10 protein-coding genes are annotated in these 23,609 nt (G+C 39.6%); 5 read left to right on the forward strand and 5 right to left on the reverse strand.

Translation table 11 applies throughout. The features are described from left to right. Nucleotides 1–650 precede the first annotated feature (650 nt). The 5 genes from ACO1XM_RS07765 to ACO1XM_RS07785 form a co-directional block, all read right to left on the reverse strand. Nucleotides 651–10,190: a SpvB/TcaC N-terminal domain-containing protein gene (locus ACO1XM_RS07765; RefSeq protein ID WP_486227562.1), complete on the reverse strand. Its 9,540-nt coding sequence runs from the start codon at nucleotides 10,188–10,190 to the stop codon at nucleotides 651–653. 67 nt (nucleotides 10,191–10,257) lie between these two features. Next, nucleotides 10,258–12,213, reverse strand: a complete 1,956-nt coding sequence (locus ACO1XM_RS07770; protein WP_486227564.1) for a DUF8202 domain-containing protein — start codon at nucleotides 12,211–12,213, stop codon at nucleotides 10,258–10,260. A 260-nt stretch (nucleotides 12,214–12,473) separates the two neighbouring features. Then, a complete protein-coding gene (locus tag ACO1XM_RS07775; RefSeq protein WP_486227566.1) occupies nucleotides 12,474–13,553 on the reverse strand; it encodes a FecR family protein in 1,080 nt (359 codons plus the stop codon). A gap of 52 nt (nucleotides 13,554–13,605) precedes the next feature. Next, the gene (locus ACO1XM_RS07780; RefSeq protein ID WP_486227568.1) at nucleotides 13,606–14,190 is read right to left on the reverse strand and encodes an RNA polymerase sigma-70 factor; all 585 of its coding nucleotides are present in this window, start codon (nucleotides 14,188–14,190) and stop codon (nucleotides 13,606–13,608) included. Between the two features lie 370 nt (nucleotides 14,191–14,560). Next, nucleotides 14,561–15,220 (reverse strand): hypothetical protein, encoded by a 660-nt coding sequence (locus ACO1XM_RS07785; RefSeq protein ID WP_486227570.1) that lies wholly within the window; start codon nucleotides 15,218–15,220, stop codon nucleotides 14,561–14,563. A 293-nt stretch (nucleotides 15,221–15,513) separates the two neighbouring features. On the opposite strand from ACO1XM_RS07785, the gene ACO1XM_RS07790 reads away from it, so the two are divergent. The 5 genes from ACO1XM_RS07790 (at nucleotide 15,514) to ACO1XM_RS07810 (ending at nucleotide 23,510) form a co-directional block, all read left to right on the forward strand. After that, entirely contained in the window at nucleotides 15,514–18,603 is a 3,090-nt protein-coding gene (locus ACO1XM_RS07790) for a PAS domain S-box protein (protein WP_486227572.1), read from the forward strand. Further along, a complete protein-coding gene (locus ACO1XM_RS07795; RefSeq protein WP_486227574.1) occupies nucleotides 18,600–19,805 on the forward strand; it encodes a sensor histidine kinase in 1,206 nt (401 codons plus the stop codon). Before ACO1XM_RS07790 ends, ACO1XM_RS07795 begins: the two co-directional genes overlap by 4 nt. 1 nt (nucleotide 19,806) lies before the next feature. Continuing rightward, nucleotides 19,807–21,747 (forward strand): sensor histidine kinase, encoded by a 1,941-nt coding sequence (locus ACO1XM_RS07800; RefSeq protein ID WP_486227576.1) that lies wholly within the window; start codon nucleotides 19,807–19,809, stop codon nucleotides 21,745–21,747. A gap of 140 nt (nucleotides 21,748–21,887) precedes the next feature. Beyond that, complete coding sequence (locus ACO1XM_RS07805) at nucleotides 21,888–22,313, forward strand: response regulator (protein ID WP_486227578.1); 426 nt, start codon at nucleotides 21,888–21,890, stop codon at nucleotides 22,311–22,313. A 12-nt stretch (nucleotides 22,314–22,325) separates the two neighbouring features. Further along, complete coding sequence (locus ACO1XM_RS07810; RefSeq protein ID WP_486227580.1) at nucleotides 22,326–23,510, forward strand: sensor histidine kinase; 1,185 nt, start codon at nucleotides 22,326–22,328, stop codon at nucleotides 23,508–23,510. The last annotated feature ends 99 nt before the right edge of the window (nucleotides 23,511–23,609 follow it).

Consider the following 23,609-nt stretch of genomic DNA (forward strand, 5'->3'; position numbering starts at 1 on the left):
TCTATATACAGTGGTTCTTTAAAATTTCAATCTATCTGATTTAATAGCAGATTGAAGTTTATTTTCATTTCTGTTAATGATCTCAATTTATAACTCAAGAAAGTGATCTTAACGACACCATTATTGCATATCACTTAATTTATGTGGTCGTAGGGAGACCCTACGACCAGTGTAAGTTGAATTTACAGCTAAAATATTTGGTACATTTATTTTATAGTAGTAGTTATAAAACTTCCATTAGCTTTTTATAATAGGGTATTTGCCATAAGATAATAGGACTCAAAAATATCGCTGAACAGGTTATCCAGAACATAATTCCCTCTGGTGGAAGCGGAACATTATTACCCCAAATAGCTATTGATAGAACAGAAAAGGAAATGTAAGTGAGTAAATTAAAGAGAGAAAATAATAACGACTTGATTAATCTGATATTTCTTACATGCTTAAATAATAGAAAATAAAAGATAATAAAAGGCAATCCATAGAATAGTATCCTCCAAAAATTCCATAAACCAGTGTCACGCCAAGCACCTCTTATAAAGAAGAAATCAAATCCATCTTGAAATAAAGCAACAAATACTAGAAAACTAAGACTGATTAGTGTTTCTAATAGGAACAGGCTTATATATAGGATAAAAAAACTTATTGCTTTATTCATTGTGTGCTTTCTTAATTAATTCTTGGCCTAATTTAACTCTGTCTTCATAGCTCATGAAATTGAAAGACTTACCACCATTGAAGCTTTTTTTCATTACATCTTTTACAGCGCCTGGTCCAAGCGAACTACTCATTAAATCGTTAATTCCCGATATTATTGAATCTAAGTCATTCCCTTTGTAATTATTAATATATTCTTGGACTTTGGATTGTTCAAATTCAACCATTTTATTATCTAAATCTATGCCTGTTAAACCTTCAAAAGATTGTTTATTCCCATTAGCATCAACGAAACCTCCTGAAAGTTTACCGTCATCCAATAAGTCTTTTGCATTCTTCATATTATGTTCAAATAAAAACTCATTTCCACCTTGAAGAAATTTATCTACTGATGAGCTGGAAAACATTCCTCCATCTGGTATTTCCGAACCACCTACGCCTCTAAATCCTGTTACCAATTCAGCCGCCCCAAACCATTTAGAACCATATCCTTTATCATCTGCTTGACTTTGAGCCCAACCATAGTATGCATTTCGTTGATATACTGATTGATATGCATCAGATCTTAGATTAGCAGTACTATACATAGCTGCAGCGTGGAATGTTTTACTATCGTAAACCCCGGCAGTAGAATACCACTGTGTTGGTTTTAACTTGAACCATGGATTCAAACCATAAATTGACGGTACCGGCTCTCGACCATTGGGGTCAATAAGGTTGATAGGATTGTCAGCAGAGAAAATATAAGGGCTTACTTGAGGGTATTTGTCTGCCATCGGATCCACACTCAACCACACACTTGTCCTTGCATCGTAATACCTTGCTCCATAATAATACAGACCAGTCTCTTCGTCTAGTTCTTTACCATTAAAGAGGTAAGGCGTTCTTTCAGTGTTGCTGTGTTCTTCAACGAACGTCTCCCCAAAAGCCATGTACTCCAAATGCTGGTACACTTCTCCCGAAGCATCGGTAATATACGAAGTACCACCCAAATGATCGGGATGATAGAAGTAGCGGAAGGATTCTGCTGTGCTAGTACTACCTACTCCCTTTATCTGACCGGGTGGTACTTTACCGCTCTTGCCTGCAGTAAGTATCTGCCCATCAGCTCCCAAAAACTTCAAATTCTTCACTATGCCATCGAAAATGCGCTGGCCTTTGGTGGCATAATCAATGTTGCTGCCTCCAGCTTTTAACGGGCCTTTTCCATTGCCATCGATGCCACTCCCTAGTTTACTTACTATTCTTTGCCCTTCGATGTAATAATGCTTGGTGTAACCACCACTTTTTAATACCAGGTAAGGGTTTACGTAAACAGTATAATTCCCCATGCCCCCACTGCCTGCTTTCCACTCACCATTTACAAATACACGCTGGCCTGTGCTCTTTCCTTTTAATACGCGTTCACCGTTGGCATCGTAGATGTAATGATAGATTGAACCATTGTCCTGGATGGCTCTTATACGATTTTCTTCATCCCACATCAATTGCCTGCGCTGGCCGCTCACATCGCTGATCCAACCGGCTTGGTTTCCGTTGGCATCATATACAAATGTCTGGTCGCCTATATGAATGGGAGCGTGGGGTTGCTCCTCTCCATAGGTATAGTTTAAATTGTAAGTAGTTTTCTTTTGTTCCTGCCCTTTGCGTTGATGGTTTTGTATTTTTTGTGTTATCCCTCCCACGCTATTGTAACTCATACCCAGTGTGTAAGTATGCTCATCATTAGCGCCTTTGTATGAACCTTGTGCACTTGTTAACCTATACAAATCATCATAGTTGTAGCTGTACTCGCTGGTGCCGCCCATTAAGTTTGCACTTGGTATGGCTGCATTATTTTTAAGGCTGAGGATGTTGTTTACCTTATCGTATGCATAGGCATTATCCATAAACAAACGCTTAGCCGTTGTTTGTGCCGTCATGTTCTTGAGTCTACGTCTGTCTTCTTCATATGTGTAAGTGGTTTTGGTACCATTTCCATAAGCCAGGAAGACGCGTTGCTCAAACTTATCGTAACCTAACTGGTTTACATAAGCGAAGTTATCATTTTTCTTCTTCCCGCTCATGCTGCGCAGGAGCCCTCCAACGTTGTAGGTGTAGTCTACTTTTTCGCCATCAGCATACACCATACCAGTAAGGCGATTCCATGTATCATAAGTCCACTCCGTTGTGTAAGTCTGTTCGTCATGCTGTGGTATAATTACAGTACGAATGTTCTTTACTACTTCCCCTAATGGTCCATAGAAAAACTCTTGTACTCCACTGGCATCTTCCTGTGTAACAATACGCCCTGCCCTATTGTCGGAAGCCCCCATTTCTCCATACTTATACTTTACATTGTTTTCGGGATTTTGCGGATAGATGATTTCTGTAAGGCGCTCGAAATCGTAGCTATAGGAAATGGCTCCACCTTGTTTTGCTAGGTTAGCAGTAACTAACTCAGTTAAATTTCCTGCCAGATCATAGCTATATTGAGTAATGCCCGTATCCGGATGCTTGCGCTCAATCCGTCTGCCAAAGTTATCATACTTACTAAAAGTAGTATGCCCTAAATCATTGATGGCCTCTATCTGCTCATTAATGGCATTGTACTTAAAGCTTGTCCATACAGGATCGCTACTTGTATAATTTTTTACAGCAGTTACCCGTCCACGCACATCGGTAAACTGTTCGGTTTGCTTACCATTCGCATCGGTTGTTTTAGTACTGAATTGCTTTTTGTTATTGCGGTCATTCTCAAAACCATAAGCTGTCGTAGTTACTGCGCCATCAGGTAAGGTTACTTTCATGGTACGGTTTAGAACATCGTATTCGGTGGTAGTAGGGTTCTGATCGTCTTTTTCGCGATTAAAGTTACCCGGTGTGCCTATAGGTTCTGTTATTGGATACAAAACGCTGGTCGTTCTACCGAAGGCATCAAAAGTTACTGTTCCACTCACCACCATTACTTCTTTATCGGCCTTTCCTTCTCCATCGTAAATGGCTGCATCTTTTTTGGTTTGCAATACTCTACCTAAACCATCTACAAAGATGGAAGTCTGCATGTTGTTTTTAGGATTGGCGGGGTCGTAGTGGTTAGTAAGAGCCCAAGGTATCTGCGCTTCAGGATGATATTCAAACTCGATTGTTTTATTGGTGCCACCTTTTTCATAAGGTCCGGTAACACTTTGTATCCGTCCTAATGCATCCAGTTCGTAAGTAATTTCATTGCCATTTAGATCCGTACTTTTCAATACCTTACCATAGCGCAAGTCGTACGTGGCCGTTGAACTATAACCATAGCTGTTACTTACTTTGGTTGTGTATGTAAATACGGTTGGATCGTATTCGTAGTTAAATACCATACGCTGGCCTTTGCTGTTTGCCGGGCGAATAATCTTGGTTAGGTTACCATAGGTGTCGTACTCCATGTCGTGTACGGATACTTCACTATCAGAAAGATATTGCTTGATTTGTTTTATATCACCTGTGGCAGGGTCAATGACTGTTTCACGCTTGCGATAGGTAGTTCCGTTTCCAGTAACGACAATTGACTTAGGTGTACCCTTGATGTACAAAGCGTCAATATCATGATAAGCAATCAAAGCGCTTAAATCATCTTCACTTCCTTCATCCCCATTATCGGCATAAGCTATTACGTTACCAATAGCATTGTATTGGTAGGCCATGCTGGTGCTTTTACCAGCTGATGATTGTCCTTCGAAGAATTTTTGTTCTGTCTTGGTAAGTGCCGGGAATTTTACACCGACTCTTACATCATTTAACGAATATTCATTTTCCTTTTCCACATACTTGTTGCCTAGGCCATCCGTCATTACTTCCGAAAATAACAATCCTTTTTTAAAGTAATCATCGTTGTTAAAGGTTTGAGTTACTACTGTATAAACAGGCTTTTCATCTTTACTGGTATCGTGAGTTCGGGAGATTACTTTTTCAAAACCATAGAACTCACGTTCGTGGCGATCGTAATAACCATTTTCATAAGCATAGGTGGTAAGCATGGTATCTATACCATCTTCAGCAAATCCATCGAAAACCTTTACGCTGTCAAGCACCCATACATTATTAGACATTTCGTAGGTGTTCCCAATGCGGTGATAGTTCAAGGTAAAGCTTGCACCCAGCGGACGTTTTACTTCTTTGAGCATGTTAGTGCGGCCAATGGTTGATTTGCGTACAATAAGCTCATCGTCTTTGTCCGAGAATAGATAGTCGGGATAGCCATCACCATCTATGTCCGATAATTGTATCTTCTCACGATTAAAACTCTGGCTGTAATTCACCTTCGGGTTGAAATTAATTCTAGCTACTATGACAGGAGGTACGAGTGGAATACCAAACGTAAACGAAGTATTGGCTGACCAAGTAGTGGAAACCCCTTTACCAAAGCGATTTATATCATCACCCCAGGTTACTGCATTAGTTGCAAATCCATTGCCTGTATTAAAATAGACTTTTACTTCTTTGGAGTCAAGTACCTCTTCTCGGTCCAATACCACTTTGTCCACCAACCCGTCACCATTCACATCCTGTAAAGCCTCATGTACGTAGTTGTCGGAGCGCGAGTAGCCCACACCTGCCTGCCAGCTTTTGTTTCCTATGTTTACCCCAAGGCCTCCTGACAAACTTAAGCTGGATCCATGACGCAACTGAAAACTACCCCAGCTTTCAGCGGGTGCAAAAGAGTAGCCCAGATTGAGATTTACTTTGTTCTCCGTTACGTTTACCCGGTCAGGAAGACCGTCTCCATTAATATCCACCCACGAATACTCTGCCTTATCATCGCTATACACGGCCCCTGCGCTAAAACTTGTGGCCTTACCCAGGGCAGAAAACTTAGAGGTTTTAGGATTACCGCCTGCCTCCTTACCCGAACCAGAAAAATCACCACCAACCGTTACTCCACCAGATAATAATTTGGTACGATGACCAAACTCCCAGGCATGCGACTTAGATGCTTCTTCAAAACCGCCTTGTGATTTTGTGTATTGAATCTTAAACTCACCTAAAATATCTGGGTAGCGGTCACCATTCATATCTACGAAGTCTGTAATTACTCTGCTGTTTCCTGTAGAGGCACTGCCACCAATACCAGCACTTACAGCAAGAGATGTTGTATTGCTTTTTGTTATTTTATCTACTGCATAACCCTTACCTCCAACTCCGCCATCTCCTTGCGACAATTCCGGCAACAAAGAGGATATCTGGTCAAGGCCCATGCGGGAACTGCTCAATGTATCGGCATGAATGAACGCTAAATCGTCATTACCCATCCAGCGCAATTTTCTTGCATCCGGGTACATCAACGCGAAGTCATTTTTATTAGCACGATTTCCACCTGATGAATCAAAGGTGCCTTCCATGTCCTCTTCAGAGGTAGATTGACTTAGGTCTACTTGTGGTTGTGGCTTGTTGAGATTATCTATATTTAATTTAGACTGGTCAATAGGAAAACTTTTGTTTGGATCATTACCACGGTACGAGAAGAATCCCCACTGTCTGTAAAGGGGGCCAAAAATGATTAGTGCCGGATCAAGTACTGTATGCAGACCAGCAGTTACCGTTTTCTTTCCAAGAGTATCCGATTCAAGTACAACATCATTATTCAAAGTAGTGAGAGCCACCTTTCTTATTTGGGTATGATATTCAAAATACAGTTTATCTCCCTTTTTAACATATATTTTCTTAGATACGGGATAGGCTTTGGTAAGCTTATCTGTTACTACACTATCCTTTACTGCAAGAAGGAATTTGGCCAATAAAGAGTCTGCGCTTTTAACAGTGAAGGCAATATCTCCGTTTACATTCTTCTCTTTAAAAATCAGTCGTGGTGTAATCTGAATAGTATCCGTAGTTGTTGATTGCCACTCCAGCGACCTGACTACGGTTTCCGGATAGAGGGATAGTTGTGGGGTCGGATATGAATTAATCAAATAACGCCCTTCTTCATCTCTTACATCAGTTACGGTTGTGTCGTATGATTCAGTATAGTACATGCGTGGCCTCCATTGAAGGGTGGGCCAATTGATGTTTGATGAAGACGAAACGGTGAAGTATACCTCATCGTCCTGGTTTACCACAAGATCATTCATCGCTACCGGAACGGTAACGAGTGTATCACCTCGGTATTTTGAGCGATGGAGCACTTTAGAAGTAGTGCTTTGCTTCAATAGTACTTCCACAGTAACACTATCGGTTGTGCGTGGTTTGATAAAAAGTCCTTCGATATTCACCTTACCGGCTATGGGGAAGGACAATCCACCATGGGAGGTCAACAAGTAATCATCTTTTGCTTCGAACCTATACACGTGTTTTCCATTGGCATCACGTAGTGTATCATTATGCTGTGTGTATTCAATAATAGGGTTCCAGCGCACCTGGTCAAACGAACCATCTTCTTTAGATTGCACGCGGAAAAAAAGTTTATCACCCTTCTTCACCTGAATATTAGCAAGGCCCAATGGTGTTTTGGCTAAATAATAATCTGCTGCAATTGAGTCCTGCCATAATACATCACCTTTCAATTGAATGGAAACTTTTACACCATCTGCGGTGGTGTAAGTGGCACGCTCTTCAGAAAAATCCTGCAGCAAGGTTACTGGTGCCTGTATACGGATGGTTCCATTATAGGGTGCCAGCCACAACCTCACCATATCCTGCAGCGGGTTTTGTTCCTTTATCAGATTAACTTCATCTTCACTCACTGCAAACACATCTTTATCCAATCCGGCACCTGTATTGATTTCATTAGGTGTGCCTTCACTGGAATCGAAAAAATCGGGGTCTCCATTTTCATCCAGTCTGTTATAGAACACTTTGCCATCTTTCACTATATCGATCAAACCATCACCATTAGCATCAGTAAAATAAATAGAAGTGGTTGATTTTGTAAGTGTATAATTCACTCCGGCAAAAACACCAAAGTGAGACTCCAGTCCAAAGTCGTTTGAACTACTTACTTCTTTCAGAAATTGATTAATGCCACTAACCGGCCTAAGTGTACCAAATGTAGTCCTACCATTTGCTCCTCTGGTCTGAGGACGGTACATAAGGCTTCTGTCATTATTATTTTTAAACATAATCACTTTGTCGGGAAGTCCGTCACCGTTGATGTCGAGCATTTGTACACGACCCTCACTCCGCGTGTTATTGTAATTGTAGCTTATACCCGCTGAGTTGGTTTTGGAAAACAAGTTTGCTCCTGGGCCTACCGTAACGGACAAGCCACCCCCTATAGTGCGCGACTGCGTACCACTCAAGGCAGATGCTTTATCATTAAAGTCTGCGCCCTTGTTTAAAAAGCCTCCGTTAACATCATCCGAATGGGTTGTCAAGACTTCTTCATCCATTAATGGCACATAACCTTCCTTCGCATTTACATCATCATAATATTCAAGGATGTGTGTTGTGAATAGATTATTTTCAGAATCAAATTCTTTAATTGCCTTTAGCAAACTTTTATAGAAGGCCCCATAACTATAATCAAATTCATAGCTACGGATAACATCGCTATTAAATTTGACAGCAATCTTTTTCAGACGATCGCCAGTTACCTGCTTAAAGCCAAGGTTAGCCATAATGATTTTATCCTGCCTGCCGTTTTCGCGAACAAATAAAACAGAATAAGCTCCATCACTTCCCTGCATACCCGTGTAGGTGATACGCTCAATATATATTTGATATCCTTTTACGGATCCACCATTCACGCCAACATCTACAGGCTTCGAATAATAATATTTTACTGTATTTCCGTTCAAATCTCGCACTTCACGTAAGCACCATTGCGCCACATTACCCCCATCATTTTCTTCATCTGTTCGGAGCACTGCATCTTTATCAAATTGGCCGTTTCCATTACCGCCTATAGCTCCATAGAAATATTTTGTTCCACTCTTATCTGTGACAACCCAATAGTATGTTTCTGGCGTATTACCAAATCGCTCAATTTTATTAAAGGCCCCTTCAACGCGTGGATAAAAACGCTTTGAACCAGAAGCATTGCGCTCTACTAATGTTTCTCTGTGTGCGAGCGGGGTCAATTGCTCACCATTCATTGTATAGGTTTCCGTTTCTTTAGTAGCATCATAGCGAGGCACACCCCAGCGAGTATCGATGCTGATAGAAGGGATAGTCAAATTCCAACCCAAGCCCATCCAACTATTACCGCCACCACTGTTATAGTTAATGCCCAGTTGTGGCTGCATGCCTGCACGACCAGTTGGAATGTTAATTGGATAACCCAGAGAAGCACTACCGGTATTGTTTGCTTGCGGTGGATTGATCAGGTTAACAGCTGCTGTTGGGTTAGCCGCTTTGATGCCTTTCATGGAAGTAGAATTATAAGCTTCTACTTCAGGCGATTCTGGCACTTTAATAATGGCGTTGATGTAATCGGTGAAGTGATTGGTTTTTGATACGATCAAACCCCTCTCTAGCATTACCGTATCAGTAGGCACTGCCACCCAGTGGTGATTTTGTTCATCGAAATAATAAGACTTTATATCCTGCTCTGTATAGCCATCGGGTATTTGATCGGTATCAAATGGGATAGTCAGTTTAATCTCTTTTCCAAACTGTGTGCCGTTGGGCAGGAAGCGAAATGCCTGGTGTCCGCCTGTTACGTTTACCATCCCTGCATCAAGTGCTGGTATGTCTATATCTCTTAATGTAGTAATGGAAAGGAAGGAAGGTGCCTGGAGTGAACCTTCCTCTGCAGTTAACCTTGCTCCTCTCAATTCAATACTTTGTTGTGTATTGTTAGTAAAGAAATCTTCTGTTTCGTAGTATAGACCATCGCGGGTGAAAACATAATCAGCGTTCGCCAATTCTGAAAACACTACTGAGTGGCAATAGGAACTACCATCAAAACCAACTACCTCCACATCAACTGAACAATTGCTTTCTATTTGTTTCAGGTCAATTAAGCTTTCAAATACATCTCCCTTAAATAAAATGTTTTTGCCATCAATCCGCACCGCTGCCACGTCACCCCTTACAAATCCTTTAACATAGGCTTTGTTCTGGTAGTGAAATTCAGATGGTCTATTGAAGACTATTTGAGTTTCTTCATTACTGATTGCTCCCTTCTCAACTTCTATCCGCAAATTCTTTACACGGTAACTATGATTTGCAGTCGCAGGTAGTGTAAATCTTATCGTATTATCACCCTGCTTTAGCCATACCCCATTTAATTCTTCACGCTGCAAAGCCCAACCTCTGCGCTTTTTCACCAAGTACCCTCCAATGGCAAGCTGATCATTGATACTACGTGATACAGCGGTATGATCTTGCACACCATCTAATTCGTATACAAGCCAAACTTTATCCTCTGCACAAAGTTCAGTATCAAGAACAATGTGAAAAATATTATCAGCAGGGTTATCTATTGGCAATGCCTCAGTAATCCCGATTAGACCCTCCTGCTGTTGGGAAGGAAAATGTTGCTTTACTACAGCAGTGGGTTTTGCTCCTGCCAGTGACTTTAAAGCGATAATAAAAAGAAGACCAATGAAACTTAAGCGTTGTGAAGTCATGCGACCTTATATATTATTTGAATACTAATTTCTATTTTCTATTTATTGACAGTATGTCATTGGTGCTCTACTGCACAATTACCTTCCTGCTTTCTATGCCCATGGGTGTTTGAATAACCACTACATACAAACCAGCTGTGTTTATTGAAGCATTAAATTGATACTCCAACTGATCAGTGCCAGAGAAAGTCATTATTGGATGCCCTTGTGTGTTGTTAATCACCACCTGAACATTACCAGCCTGTGGTAAGGAAGCACTAATCGTAAAAGAAGAATTGCTTCTTACTACTGTTGGGTATACCGCCAGACGCTGTTCTTCTGCTCCACTGATAACTACCTCGTCTGTAAATGCACAACCATCACTTTCTTTAGTTACTGTTACCCTGTAAATCCCCGACTCTGTAACGCGTATGGCAGTTTCGTCAGATGAGAATCCAAAATTATTTTGCCATAAATAGCTCACTGCTATTGTATCGGGCACACTACTGCTGGCATCTAAGATTATCTCCGTAGCATTTGTCAATTTCTGATCCTCGCCTGCATCAATGTATAAGGCATCTGGCATTATTAAATTAAAATTTCTGTTAAGTGTCAAACCATCTACATCACGCATAACTAAAGTATAATCGCCTGCAGTCAAGGCTGACTCGGCTTTAATCTTAGCTGTTATCCTGCCTTCTCTTACTAAATCATCTTTAGTGTTACTCAAGGTATACTGAAAAGGCCCTTCTCCTGCAATTACTTCAATGGATACCTCGCCTGCTGTTTCATCTGTACACAACGGATTTTTAAGTGTTCTTGCAATGGCAAAAAATGTTTTAGCGCCAGCAATAGCAAAATCGTCTTGACCTGATCCATCCTTATCCCACATTACATTAAAAGTGGCTTTACCTCCAGCTACATTACTGGCAATTACATACTCCAGATTATCAATATTGAAATTTCCAATTCCACTTCTGTCTATCACCAACCAATACCCTGATTCGCTTTGTGGTAAGCGTGAAATATCGATATGAACCGATACGGTTCTTTGTTTAATCTCATTACCGTTTACACTAACACGCCATTTTCTTTCAGTAACACTCAGAACCGAATCACTACCTGTACCGGGTGTTAATCGAAGAGGCTTCCTGTTATCACCCCACAACACAAAGTTTTCATTTTGAAGTATTGATGTATTTTGGGTATTAGTAGCAGCCATACTACCAAGACTCATCACGACCATTCCAGAATCATACGCACTAGCCGATTGTTTCTGATAAAGCGAAAAGGCATCATCTCTGCCAATACCAGCAATTCTATTGTAGGCCACATTCCTATCGGTATACCACAATACTTTTTGAGAAGCGCTTACATAGTTATGGCCTTGCACACTGACACCATATTTAATAGCCAGATAAGTTTCTATTTGTGCACGTTCAAGAAAAGTGAGGGCTCTTTTAAAAATCAGCAATTCGGCAATCGACCCTTTGAACATGCGTTTACCAGTAGCCATGTCTGCACCTCCTATTTCAAAACTACCCGTTAATGACGAAGGCGTGGACTTATCCCAGCTTTGAGAAATCGTATTGAGATAGGCAGCATTCTCATATTTACCATACATGTCGGTTATCAAATCCGGGCCGGTTGCTCTTCTGGTGCTCAGATCAATTTTTCGGGTTTCAGCATTTGCGGTTCTCCAAATAGTACGTTCCAAGGTATCTGCACTCTGAAAAACACAAAGTATAGCAAGCTCCGCAAGTTCTTCCATGTTTACAGGTGCTTTCAGTAATTGGTCAGTGCCATTTAACTGTATCGTTTTGTGATAATTGATGCTAGCGATTGTGGTAGCAGGAAGGGGGGGGACAAAAAGCGCATGATGACCATTACCACTTACATCAGTCCATTGGTTTGTGTTAATCACCCCTTGGTCAGGACGAATCCATAAAGCTGGTCGACTTAGACTATCAAAAAATTGGGCTTGTGCTTGAATGGAAATCAAACATAGTACTGCACAAGAGAATATTAATCGTAAACGGAGCATAGGTTTAGGCTGCACAAGGCAGTTTTATAAGCATAACACAAATTCACATCTATACCCCTAAGCGCTTTTTAAAGATGCGTAGGCAGGCTTATTGAACCTCATGTAATGTTTAAACCAATTTGAACGGTTTTAAGGGAACGGGATTGAAAAAAATACGAATACAGGTAAAGTAGGGTTAGTCCTTAGATAATCGGCAGGTAAGAAATAAAATAGTTTTGTTGCTTTTTTAATTCAAAAAAGAAGAGATAACCAGGTCATTTTTAATCCCTGACGGAGGCCGAAACGATTTTCACTTTAACGTCTTCTGTTTTGGAGAATACATCAAATAACCGTCTGCTAAAGTTTAGGTTATTGCCGGGTTTTAAATGCTCTTTAAGTAATAGGCTTGTCTTAACAACTTTTCCATTAGGTCTGCTGAATTGAATCTCCAATAAAATTGAATCGTATTCAGCGAGCATAGCGTTGTTACGAAGAGAGCCTTCGAGCACAGAATTATTGATACTATTTTTCTTCCAGGTATAATCCACACTTAGATAGCGTAACACGTTATTGACCTCATCACTGTACTGGGGGTTATTCATAAGCCGCCAATCTAGAAAAGTTGTAGGCGATAACTTTTCCTTATAAATAGAGTTGCTATTTACAGTCGCCCTCTCTAATGCAATTAAATCCTGCTCGTGATTATCTGAATCTTCTATTTGTACTTTTCCACTAATTACTGAAACGATACTGATGGTGTCCTTCACATTAACGTTAAAAGAAGTACCCAGCACTTTAATAAAGGCATGACAGGTTTCTACTACAAAGGGTGATTTCTCGTTTCGTTTGATCTGAAAATAAGCCTCCCCCATTAGCTCCACTTTTCTGTTAGTGAAATCTTTATTGACCTTAAGTTCACTATCTTGATTTAACCAGACTACTGAACTATCTGGCAAAATGATTGTCATTACCAAATCTTGAGCCTGGTAGATTGTCCAGTTAGTTTTTGATTGTTGCCAAACAAAAATAAGCATAGCGAAGACAATGGAAATACTGGCAGCAACTGCCAATGTCCTATACCAGCGGGGGATATTTTTAATGACATTAGGCTTACTTTTTTCTGATTGTTGTTGTATGCTTTGTTGAAATACCAGCCACTCTTGATGAATATCAGGATAGCCCCTAACATGTGCTTTATTGTGAGTCTTCTGCCAAAGTTCATCTGCTTCTGCAAAAATCCTTCTATTGGCTTTTGAATCATCCAACCATTGGCTCAAAATTGAATTATCCTCAGCAGAAATATTGCCAGATAACTTAGCAGCTATCAAATCCCAATAATACTGTTCGGTCCGGTCACTCATGCTCACTAGATGGAAACTTTTGCTCTATTAACACATATTAACCACTTTACCCCTAAGTCATTAAGGCCAGGGGTTCAAAAAGATCTATTATAAGCAAATAGCCTCCATGAAAGGTCGCCAGTAAAGTTACAAAATCGATAACCATAAATGGCTTTAGCGATTCTCTCAACTTAACCAAGGCTATGCCCATCTGTTTTTCTACTGTTTTGACTGATAACTCTAACGCCTCTGCAATTTGCAAATAAGTTAATCCCTCCTGTCTGCTGAGCTGGAAGATGGTTTTGCACTGCATTGGTAACCGTTCAATGGCTTTTTTGGCGGCCAACTCCAACTCTACATATTCTATATGTTGAGCGCTTACAGCAGCCATTATATGCTCTGCTTTATCTAAGTCACTATCTGTTTTAGCTTTACGTTTGTTGTCACGGAGGTAATTGTAGGCAGTATGAGTTGTTGCCACTATAAAGTAGCCGGACAGTTTTTCAATTGTGTGAAGGGTGTCTCTTTTATCCCAGCATTTAAGAAATACATCTTGAACGATATCCTTGGCTGTGTCAACATCATTTAAAATAGTGAATGCGCACCTATACATTGCCATATAGTTCGACTTGAACAACCGTTCAAATTCTATATCCATTTGATGATTGGAGTTGCCCATCTAAGTTCAGGAACTACAAAATAGTTACTTTAAAACTTAGAAACAAAATCTTAATAAAGATATTGTTAAAACATAAAAAATCTAAAAAATCAAATAAACAATCTATCTAATCCAGAGATAGCTATCCTTTATCTCAAATATCAGTAACATACACGGCTTTACTAAACTGACACAAAACTTTGTGAGCAAATGGATGTACGGGAGGAATGCTGTATACTACTCTTACATAAATCTTTTTAAAGCATATTTAAAATACTATGTCAAGATGTCAAATCTATTAATTCGAAAGAGATGAGCATGCGATTCACTACCATCTCAAAAAGCGAGATTAATGTAAAATTTAAAATAATTAATAACTATCACGTCTCAATCTCGCTACGATCTTTCTTACACCCACATTAATAAAAACGTTCGACTCAGGGCTGCTACTAAAGGTAATAGCGTTGTAAAGCAATACTTCTGCAAAAAAGGAAGTGGTCTGATTAAAGCGTGGTGGCAAATGTATTAAACCAATGCCGGCTACCTGATAGGTTCTGGATGAAGGCAAGCCTGCTTCTCTCGTGCTTATGTAACCTGGCTTTATAGCATTCTTCTCCGAAAATGCGTGGTGACTTAGTCCGGTTGTAAGGTAAACATCCAATATATTTGTATGCGTTCTAAAGAACTCAAACGGATAAACATCAATTAACAAATCGTTCTCCAATATTCTCAATTCACCCTCAACATGTGCTGTAGTACTGTACATACCGATACGCAGTCGCGTATTGACCAATTTATTACCTGCATAAATACCTGTAGATACACCGTTGCTAAAGGCATTCAGTTTCTTTATCAATGCACCGTCACCTTCCGCAAAAAAGCGATGCATGCCAAAAGAGGTTTCATTCCCTATTACATTTATTCGCTGTTTTTGCTGCGCCACGCACGAATAGACACCTAAAATCAAAAAAAGGATAATTATCATGAGGGTATTGGTACCCCGCACCCTGTAACTTGTATTACCGCTCATACTACATAGATTAATATCCAACCATTTATTTGCTGAAGCGCAAGGTATTCAGCATCAATACAATTAAAGATGCCATGTAAGGACTTAACTGTTTGACGCTTCAAAATTGAGTGCTTTTCAGGTTGATTCCGACAGGGGCTTTTGTATCTATAATAAATCAGGGAATCCCCTAGGCTTTTGAAGCATTGTTGGGTCTATTTAAGCAGACTTGAGCATTCACTGCTGATTGAATAACAATTTAGTTTACAGTCGATAATTGCTTATATTAATGTACTTAATTATTAGGCTCATTCATGGTATTAAAAATCGATGCATTAAAACAAAAACCAATCTTGCTTGGTCTGTTAGTGTTTATACTTACCCTGGCATTAACACAAATGCTAACCTACCAACAGTATCAGATTAATCATGAAAGTGAAAGGCAACGCATTTCATCGGAGCTCAATAAAATTAAAGATAATATTCAAACTACGCTTGCCTATAGCGCATCTGCTACACAAACACTATCATTTATTATTAAAGCATATGGCGCGCCTGAGGATTTTGACAGGATTGCACAAAATATTCTGGGAGCCAACCAGTTTGTAGATGCTTTGCAACTCACGCAGAAAGGCGTTATAACTCACGTCTATCCCTTAAAAGGCAACGAAGCGGCTATTGGTTACAATATTCTTGCAGACTCTTCGAGAAATAAGGAGGCCTTTAGAGCCCTTGAAGAGAAAGCACTCTTTTTTGCAGGTCCGCTCAAATTAAAACAAGGTGGTGTTGGCATTGTTGGTCGTTTGCCCATTTTTATTGAAAATGAATTCTATGGTTTTGCTACCACTATTGTTAAATTAAATACCCTGCTTTTCGCTGCTAACATCAACTCTTCACCGGGAGCGAATTTTGTATATCAGTTCTCAAAAATAAATCCCGATTCAAAAGAGGAAGAATTTTTTATTGAAGGTATTAATATTCATGAAAGCAGTCAGTTTGTAAGTGTTCGTATTGCAGAAGGAGATTGGACACTTTATGTTGGTAATCAAAAACAACAATCAGTAACGCTTGGGCTTATCCTCTTTTCTATTGTAGGCCTTTTTGCCTCTGTACTCGCTGGCGCCTATACTTATTCATTATCAGCAAAGCCGCTTAAATTAAAAGAGCTTGTTGAAACCAAGGCACAAGAGCTAATGGTTACCCAACAAAATTACAAATCAGCTTTGGAGCGTGTCAGTGACGCCTTCATTTCCTTGGATACAAACTTGCGGTTTACTTACCTGAACAAGCGGGCTTGCGAAATATTTCGTTACAAAAATGATGATCTCATTGGTAAGCACATCTGGACTGAATTTCCTGATAGTATTTATCAGAAGTCTTATACCCTCTATCAGCAAGCCATGGTAAAGCAGGAGTATACACAGTTTGAAGAATATCATACCCTGTACGACAAATGGTTTGAAAGTCATGTTTATCCATCACTGGATGGCTTAACTGTATATTTCAGAGATGTAACAGAAAGTAAAAAAGCAGAGTTCGCGCTAAAACTATCAGAAGAGAAATATAAAATCCTATTTGATAAAAGTCCTTTACCCAAACTAATCTATGATTTAGAAACATTACAAATCCTCGAGGTAAATCAGTCTGCAATAAATCATTACGGCTATACAAGAGAAGAATTTATGCAGATGTCTGTTAAAGACTTACATGTGGATTCGAATGTAAACTATCTTACTAAACCTGAAATAATCGCTGAATCACTCAAAAGTATACAGCTTGGGGAATGGAAACATCAGAAAAAGGACAAGCAGATTATTGATGTAGCCCTCACAGGGCATCGACTTGATTTTGAAGCACACAAGTCAATGATCGTAGCTTGTCATGACATTACCGAACAGCGCATAGCCAATCTTAAACTGATTAATAATGAACAGCGTTTTCGTTCACTGGTTCAATCAGGTGGAGATTTAATTGCTATCATCAATTTGAGAGGTGACTATAGTTATGTTAGTCCCACCTTCAGCCCTCTGCTTAGTTATCCGGAAAACTATTTTGAGAATAAAAATGCTTTTGATTTAATCCACCCCGAAGATGTTGATCGCGTAAAAAGTGAATTTGCTCAGATAGCAACAATTACTAATATTAAAATTTCGCCCTTCAGGTTTAAGGATTACACTGGTGAGTGGAAATGGATTGAGACAGTCGCTACAAATCTAAACGATGATCCGACCATAAGGGGTATTGTTACCAACTCAAGAGATATTACAGCACGGGTACTGGCTGATCAAAAAATACAGGAAAATCATGAGAAGCTAATCAAGTTGACCAATAAAGTACCTGCCGTAATCTATCAATTTGAAATGGATAATAAGGGCAACATGCGTTTGCCTTTTGTAAGCAAAGGCATTGAAACAATCTGGCCTTCGTTGAATGCAGATACCATGATGCAACAGACGCTTGCAGAATTCAGTATTGTGCACGAAGACGACCGGCTTGCTTTCAATAATTCCATTATTGAATCTTATCAACATTTAACAGAGTGGAATATAGAATTTCGTACAGATTCAGACAGGTGGATACAAGGCAGCTCAAGACCAGAGCGCAAAGATGAAAATACCGTAGTCTGGTACGGTTATATGCAAGACATTACTTCATTAAAGCGCAATGCTGATGAATTAAAGCAGTTGAACGAAGAACTTAAAAAACAAACGCAGGAATTATCGATCTCAAATCAGGAGTTAGAGCGTTTTGCTTATGTAGCATCGCATGATTTACAAGAACCCCTGAGGATGGTCAGCAGTTTTCTGCAACTACTTAAAAAGAAGTATCAATCGGTGGTAGATGCGCAAGGTGAAGAATACATCAATTATGCAGTGGATGGTGCCGATCGCATGAAGCAACTCATTCTGGATTTGTTAGCTTATTCACGCATTGACACGCAAGCCAAACGATATGAAAGTGTAGATCTAAACAATACTGTCAGACAAATTATTCAGCTCTTAAATCCCTATGCCAGTGATAATAATGCCCGGATTATTGTAGAGAAACTACCTGTAGTGGTTGCTGTTTCATCACAAATGACACAGGTATTTCAAAATCTGATATCCAACGCAATCAAGTACAGAAGAGAAGAGACACCCTTTATTACGATCAAAGCGCATGAGGATGAAACACATTGGCATTTCACAGTGGAAGACAATGGTATTGGCATCGACCAACGATTCTATGAAAAAATATTCATTGTTTTTCAGCGTTTACATACCCGAAGCAATTATGCTGGAACAGGTATAGGTCTGGCCATCTGCAAAAAAATAGTTGAACGGCATGGCGGTACCATCAGTGTAAAATCTGAAGTAGGAAAAGGAAGTATATTTAGTTTCTCACTAGCAAAGCAGATAAAATGATAATTCCGGAAATACCCAAGAATGAGGCAGAACGATTACTGGTACTCGAGGATTACCAGATACTGGATACAGAACCCGAAGAAAACTTTGATGAGATTACGCAACTTGCAACGGAGATTTGTGAAACACCTATTTCACTCATTACCTTGCTGGATCCGGACAGGCAGTGGTTTAAATCCCGGCACGGTCTCAACCAAACAGAAACCCCAAGACAACAAGCCTTTTGTGCCCATGCCATTAATAATCCCAATACAATTTTAGAGGTACATGACGCGCGGCTGGATAAACGATTTGCTGATAACCCGCTTGTCAAAAATGATCCTAATATTGTTTTTTACACAGGTGTACCACTGGTAAGCCCGCAAGGCTACGCATTAGGAACACTGTGTGTAATTGACAATAAGCCCAAAGTACTTAATACTACGCAACTGCATTCACTTAAAGTTTTGGCCAACCAGGTAGTTAAACTTTTCGAACTGCGAAAGTCCAACAGAACGCTACAGGAAACACAAAGAAAACTTGAGAAGAGCAATGATGAACTTATACAACTCAATCATCTTGCTTCCCATGACTTAAGAGAGCCCCTGAGAATGATTTCAGGTTTTATGGGTTTACTGAAGAGAGACTATGCTGCAGCCCTGGATGAGGATGGAAGGAAATATATTGACATAGCCTTAGATGGCAGTAAAAGAATGAACCAATTGATAGTGGATATACTAGATCACTCATCTCTTGGCAAAGAAGGCACTATCAAAGAATCAATCGATCTTAATAAACTTCTTGAAGAGGTTAAGCAAAATCTTAGCAATCAAGTGGCTGAAACAAATGCCACCATTAAGGTAGTCGGGGAGCTACCAACAATTAGTGTATCTAAAACAGAAATAATAAGTCTTTTTCAAAACCTGATCAGTAACGCCATTAAATTTAAGGCACAAGGAAAATTGCCTGTTGTTACCATTTCATGCCAGGCAAAATCGCGCTATTGGTACTTCACCATTGCCGATAATGGTATAGGCATTGAGGAGAATAATTACAAAAAAATATTTGGCATGTTTAGCCGTCTGCATAGAAAGTCAGAAATCTCAGGGACGGGATTGGGACTGGCTATTTGTGAAAAAATTGTTCTGCATCATGGCGGAGAAATCTGGGTAACTTCTAAATTGGGGGAAGGATCCGTATTTCATTTTACGCTGTCTAAATAGTATGAAATTATCGCGTTGGCTTTTCACGATCTGTATTGCTTTGACTGTGATCATGTCATTATTGGCATGGATAGGTTGGATTAATGATGAGTTAATACTCGCCAGTCTTTCTACGGCCTACATACCCATGGCACCCATGACAGCCACTTCTTTTCTATTTTTAAGCACTGCCATTAGTTTGCAGTATAGTACAAACAAGTTTCGCTGGTTTGTACTCGTATTCATCATTATATTAATTATACTCTCTGCCAACGCATTATTGGCTGTGGCCGGTGTACCTGGTTTTGCCATTGAAGATAAACTGGTAAGTGATGATGTTATGTTTGGTCTGGTGCCGATAGGCCGGATGTCGCCCATTACTGCGTGGCTTTTTATATTAAGTTCCTTATCACTTTTCTTTTTACAAAGTTCCAAAAAATATGCCAGCATTGTTTCTGGTACTTTTTCAGTATTATCCTTTTTTACAACCCTGGTTGTATTGGTGGGGTACTTGTATGATACGCCCATTCTATATGGGGACACTACAATTCCCATTGCACTTCCTACAGGCTTATGCTTTTTGCTTACAAGCATCACACTGTTTATCTGCAATGGATATGAGGCCTTTCCTTTGTTACTCTTTTACGGACAGAAAACCTATGCGCGTTTACTAAGAGCCTTTCTACCCTTAACGGCATTCCTCATTCTGGCCAGTGGTGCTTTTCAAACTTATGTACGAGACAGGTACTTCCCTAATGAAGCACTTGTCATTTCACTGGTGGCCATCGCTTCGATGATATTGGTAACCTTTGTCACTATTTATCTATCCAGAATTATCAGTGAACAAATAGACAAAGCTGAATCGGAAAAAAGTCGGCTACGCTCTATTATTGAGGTAACCACAGACCTTGTTATTATTTTTAATGATAACGGAAAACCACTTTATCTCAACAAAGCGGTTTACGATATCCTGGGGCTTACTCAGGGAGGTATTCCTGATCATCTCGCGATGACAAATTTTTTCACCAAACAATCGTATGACTTTATCCAAAATACTGCCTTGAAACTGGCACGGGAAAGTGGTTTTTGGAAAGGTGAATCCACTATCGTTTATTCAGATGGAAAAGAATTCCCAGTTTCTCATGTAATTCTCTACCACAAAGCCAGCGCAAAAGAAAATACTTACTACTCATCCATCATGCGGGATATACGGGAGTTAAAAGCTTCCCAACAAAAGATTGAAACCATTAATCAGCAACTGGTTGTTAAGAATACAGAAATGGAGGAGTTTGTTTATGCGCTATCCCACGACCTGAACGAGCCCTTACGCATGGTGAGCAGTTTCTTACAACTCACCCGTATGCGCATTGAGGATAAATTAGATGATGAGACAAAGCAATACATGGACTATGCAAGTGGGGGTGCTCAGCGTATGAATATCATGATTAAAGACCTTTTAGAATTTTCAAGAACGGGAAGTGTGGGTGAGTATTTTTCATTTTGTGATCTCAAAACCATCTTGAAAGAGGCCATGACTAACTTGCACCCACTCATTAAAGAAACAGATACCATTATCCATATTGGCGAAAATATGCCGCAGTTACTTGGTAGCGCGTCTCAACTTATACGCTTGTTTCAAAACCTGATTGCTAACGCAATAAAATATAGAAGTAGCGCAATACCGGAAATTGAGATAACCGCAAAGGAGTTTAATGATCATATTTACTTTTCGGTGAAAGACAATGGCATTGGCATTGCTTCAGAGCATTATCGGGATATTTTTAAAATATTTAAAAGACTACATACATCAAAAAATTACAACGGAAGCGGTATTGGTTTAGCCGTTTGCCAGAAGATTGTTGAAATGCATGGTGGTAATATCTGGGTGGAGTCAATTCCTGGAGAGGGCAGCAACTTCCATTTTACCCTTAAAAAGAACATTACCGATCATTCTATTGCCTGATTCAACTCCAAATTTGAAAACTGACCTAAGAATGTTAGCTTTAGTTAACAATAGGGAAAGCAGCAATTCAAGCATATTAAGTCTAAATACATTTTCCCCACTAAAATTACTTAATTGGTTCAGCATCTCATGTGCAAAATATGGAAATTCATATACTGTTAGTAGAAGATAACGAAGGCGACATTGTACTCACCCGTGAGGCACTAACTACTGGAAAAATCAAGAATCATATATCAGTAGTCAGAGATGGAGAAGAGGCGATCCACTTCCTTCGGAAAGAAGGAAAATTTACGAATGCCCAAAAACCCGACCTCATCCTTCTAGATATAAACCTGCCAAAGATTGATGGTATCGAGGTGCTCACTGAAATTAAGGCTGATCCTGATCTTAAATCCATACCTGTAGTGATGCTCACCACCTCATCGTCAGAAAAAGATATTGATGCCGCTTATAAAAACCACGCAAATTGCTATATTACTAAACCAGTTGATCTGGATAAGTTCTTACATATTGTGAGTGCCAATCAAGACTATTGGATCAGTATTGTAAGATTACCTAAACACTGACTTACCCACTGCATGTCACAGAACCTTGATGAACAAAAAATATTAATCATTGAAGACAATCCTGGTGATTTTTTTCTGATCAAGGAATTTCTGAAACGGACGGCCCTGCCTCGCTATCAAATTTTTCATGCGGAAAAAATATCAGATGCAGAGGTGCTGCTTAAGGAGCAGGACTTCAAACTTATATTGATGGACTTATTCCTTCCTGATAGTGAGGGCATAAATACATTTAAGAAAATATTTCCGCTATCAGCGCATACACCTGTTATCGTACTCACGGGTTTAGTCAATGAAGAAGTTACCGCAAACACGCTTCAACAGGGCGCACAAGACTACCTGGTAAAAGGCGAGTATGATGAAAAACTACTAGAAAAAACCATTCGCTATGCCATTGAGCGAAAGCACAATCAGGAACTGATTATTAAAGCAGAAGAAATAACCAGAAATAAGCTGGAAGCACTTGTAAAGGAAAGAACAAAAGAACTGGAAGAAGCCATCAAGAAAGAGAAACAATTAGTGGATCTAAAAAATCAATTTGTGGCGATCGCTTCTCACGAATTCAGAACCCCTCTTTCAACCATTCGCTTTGCTGCTGATTATCTGCATGACTACCTGGAGAGATTAGATAAAGATGAAATCAAGAGTAAACTCAAGAAAATAGAAAAGCAGGTTGTGCACATGGCGGCACTGTTGGAAGATGTAATCATGGCGGGGAGAACGGAATTGAACAAAATTCCGGTAGTGAAATCTACTATTAAGCTCAAATCGTTAATTGATAAGATACAGGAGGAAGTACAATACTCTACCAAAAACTCGCATAGAATCGAATTAATATATGCCTGTGAAAAAGAGGCAATTCAGACGGATGAAAAACTTTTACGTAATATCCTGATCAACCTCTTAACCAATGCCATAAAATTTTCGCCCGGAAAAGAGAGTGTAGGTTTCAAGCTTGTCAGTGAAGGTAACAACCTGATGATTGAGGTAAGTGACAGGGGAATCGGCATTAGCGAGGAAGACATGCCCAAACTTTATGAGGCCTTTCACAGGGGTAGCAACACCACAAGTATATCAGGAACTGGACTCGGTTTATCCATTGTAAAAAAAGCTGTTGACCTTTTACAGGGAGAGATCACTATTCACTCTAAAATTAATGAGGGCACTTCTATACGCGTGCTTTTACCGATAGAAAATTAAGTCTTCAGTAAAAATCAGGGAATCCCTGATACCATAAATCATAGCATCTCTGATGTTTTTTAGTATAGCAATCCCCAATTTTGTTATATAAAAAATGGT

This window comes from Chryseotalea sp., assembly GCF_057350905.1.

What these genes read in the sequence shown, in the direction of transcription:
- ACO1XM_RS07765 (WP_486227562.1), bottom strand. Translation starts at nt 10,190, where the DNA reads ATGACTTCACAACGCTTAAGTTTCATTGGTCTTCTTTTTATTATCGCT.
- ACO1XM_RS07770 (WP_486227564.1), bottom strand. Translation starts at nt 12,213, where the DNA reads ATGCTCCGTTTACGATTAATATTCTCTTGTGCAGTACTATGTTTGATT.
- ACO1XM_RS07775 (WP_486227566.1), bottom strand. Translation starts at nt 13,553, where the DNA reads ATGAGTGACCGGACCGAACAGTATTATTGGGATTTGATAGCTGCTAAG.
- ACO1XM_RS07780 (WP_486227568.1), bottom strand. Translation starts at nt 14,190, where the DNA reads ATGGATATAGAATTTGAACGGTTGTTCAAGTCGAACTATATGGCAATG.
- ACO1XM_RS07785 (WP_486227570.1), bottom strand. Translation starts at nt 15,220, where the DNA reads ATGAGCGGTAATACAAGTTACAGGGTGCGGGGTACCAATACCCTCATG.
- ACO1XM_RS07790 (WP_486227572.1), top strand. Translation starts at nt 15,514, where the DNA reads ATGGTATTAAAAATCGATGCATTAAAACAAAAACCAATCTTGCTTGGT.
- ACO1XM_RS07795 (WP_486227574.1), top strand. Translation starts at nt 18,600, where the DNA reads ATGATAATTCCGGAAATACCCAAGAATGAGGCAGAACGATTACTGGTA.
- ACO1XM_RS07800 (WP_486227576.1), top strand. Translation starts at nt 19,807, where the DNA reads ATGAAATTATCGCGTTGGCTTTTCACGATCTGTATTGCTTTGACTGTG.
- ACO1XM_RS07805 (WP_486227578.1), top strand. Translation starts at nt 21,888, where the DNA reads ATGGAAATTCATATACTGTTAGTAGAAGATAACGAAGGCGACATTGTA.
- ACO1XM_RS07810 (WP_486227580.1), top strand. Translation starts at nt 22,326, where the DNA reads ATGTCACAGAACCTTGATGAACAAAAAATATTAATCATTGAAGACAAT.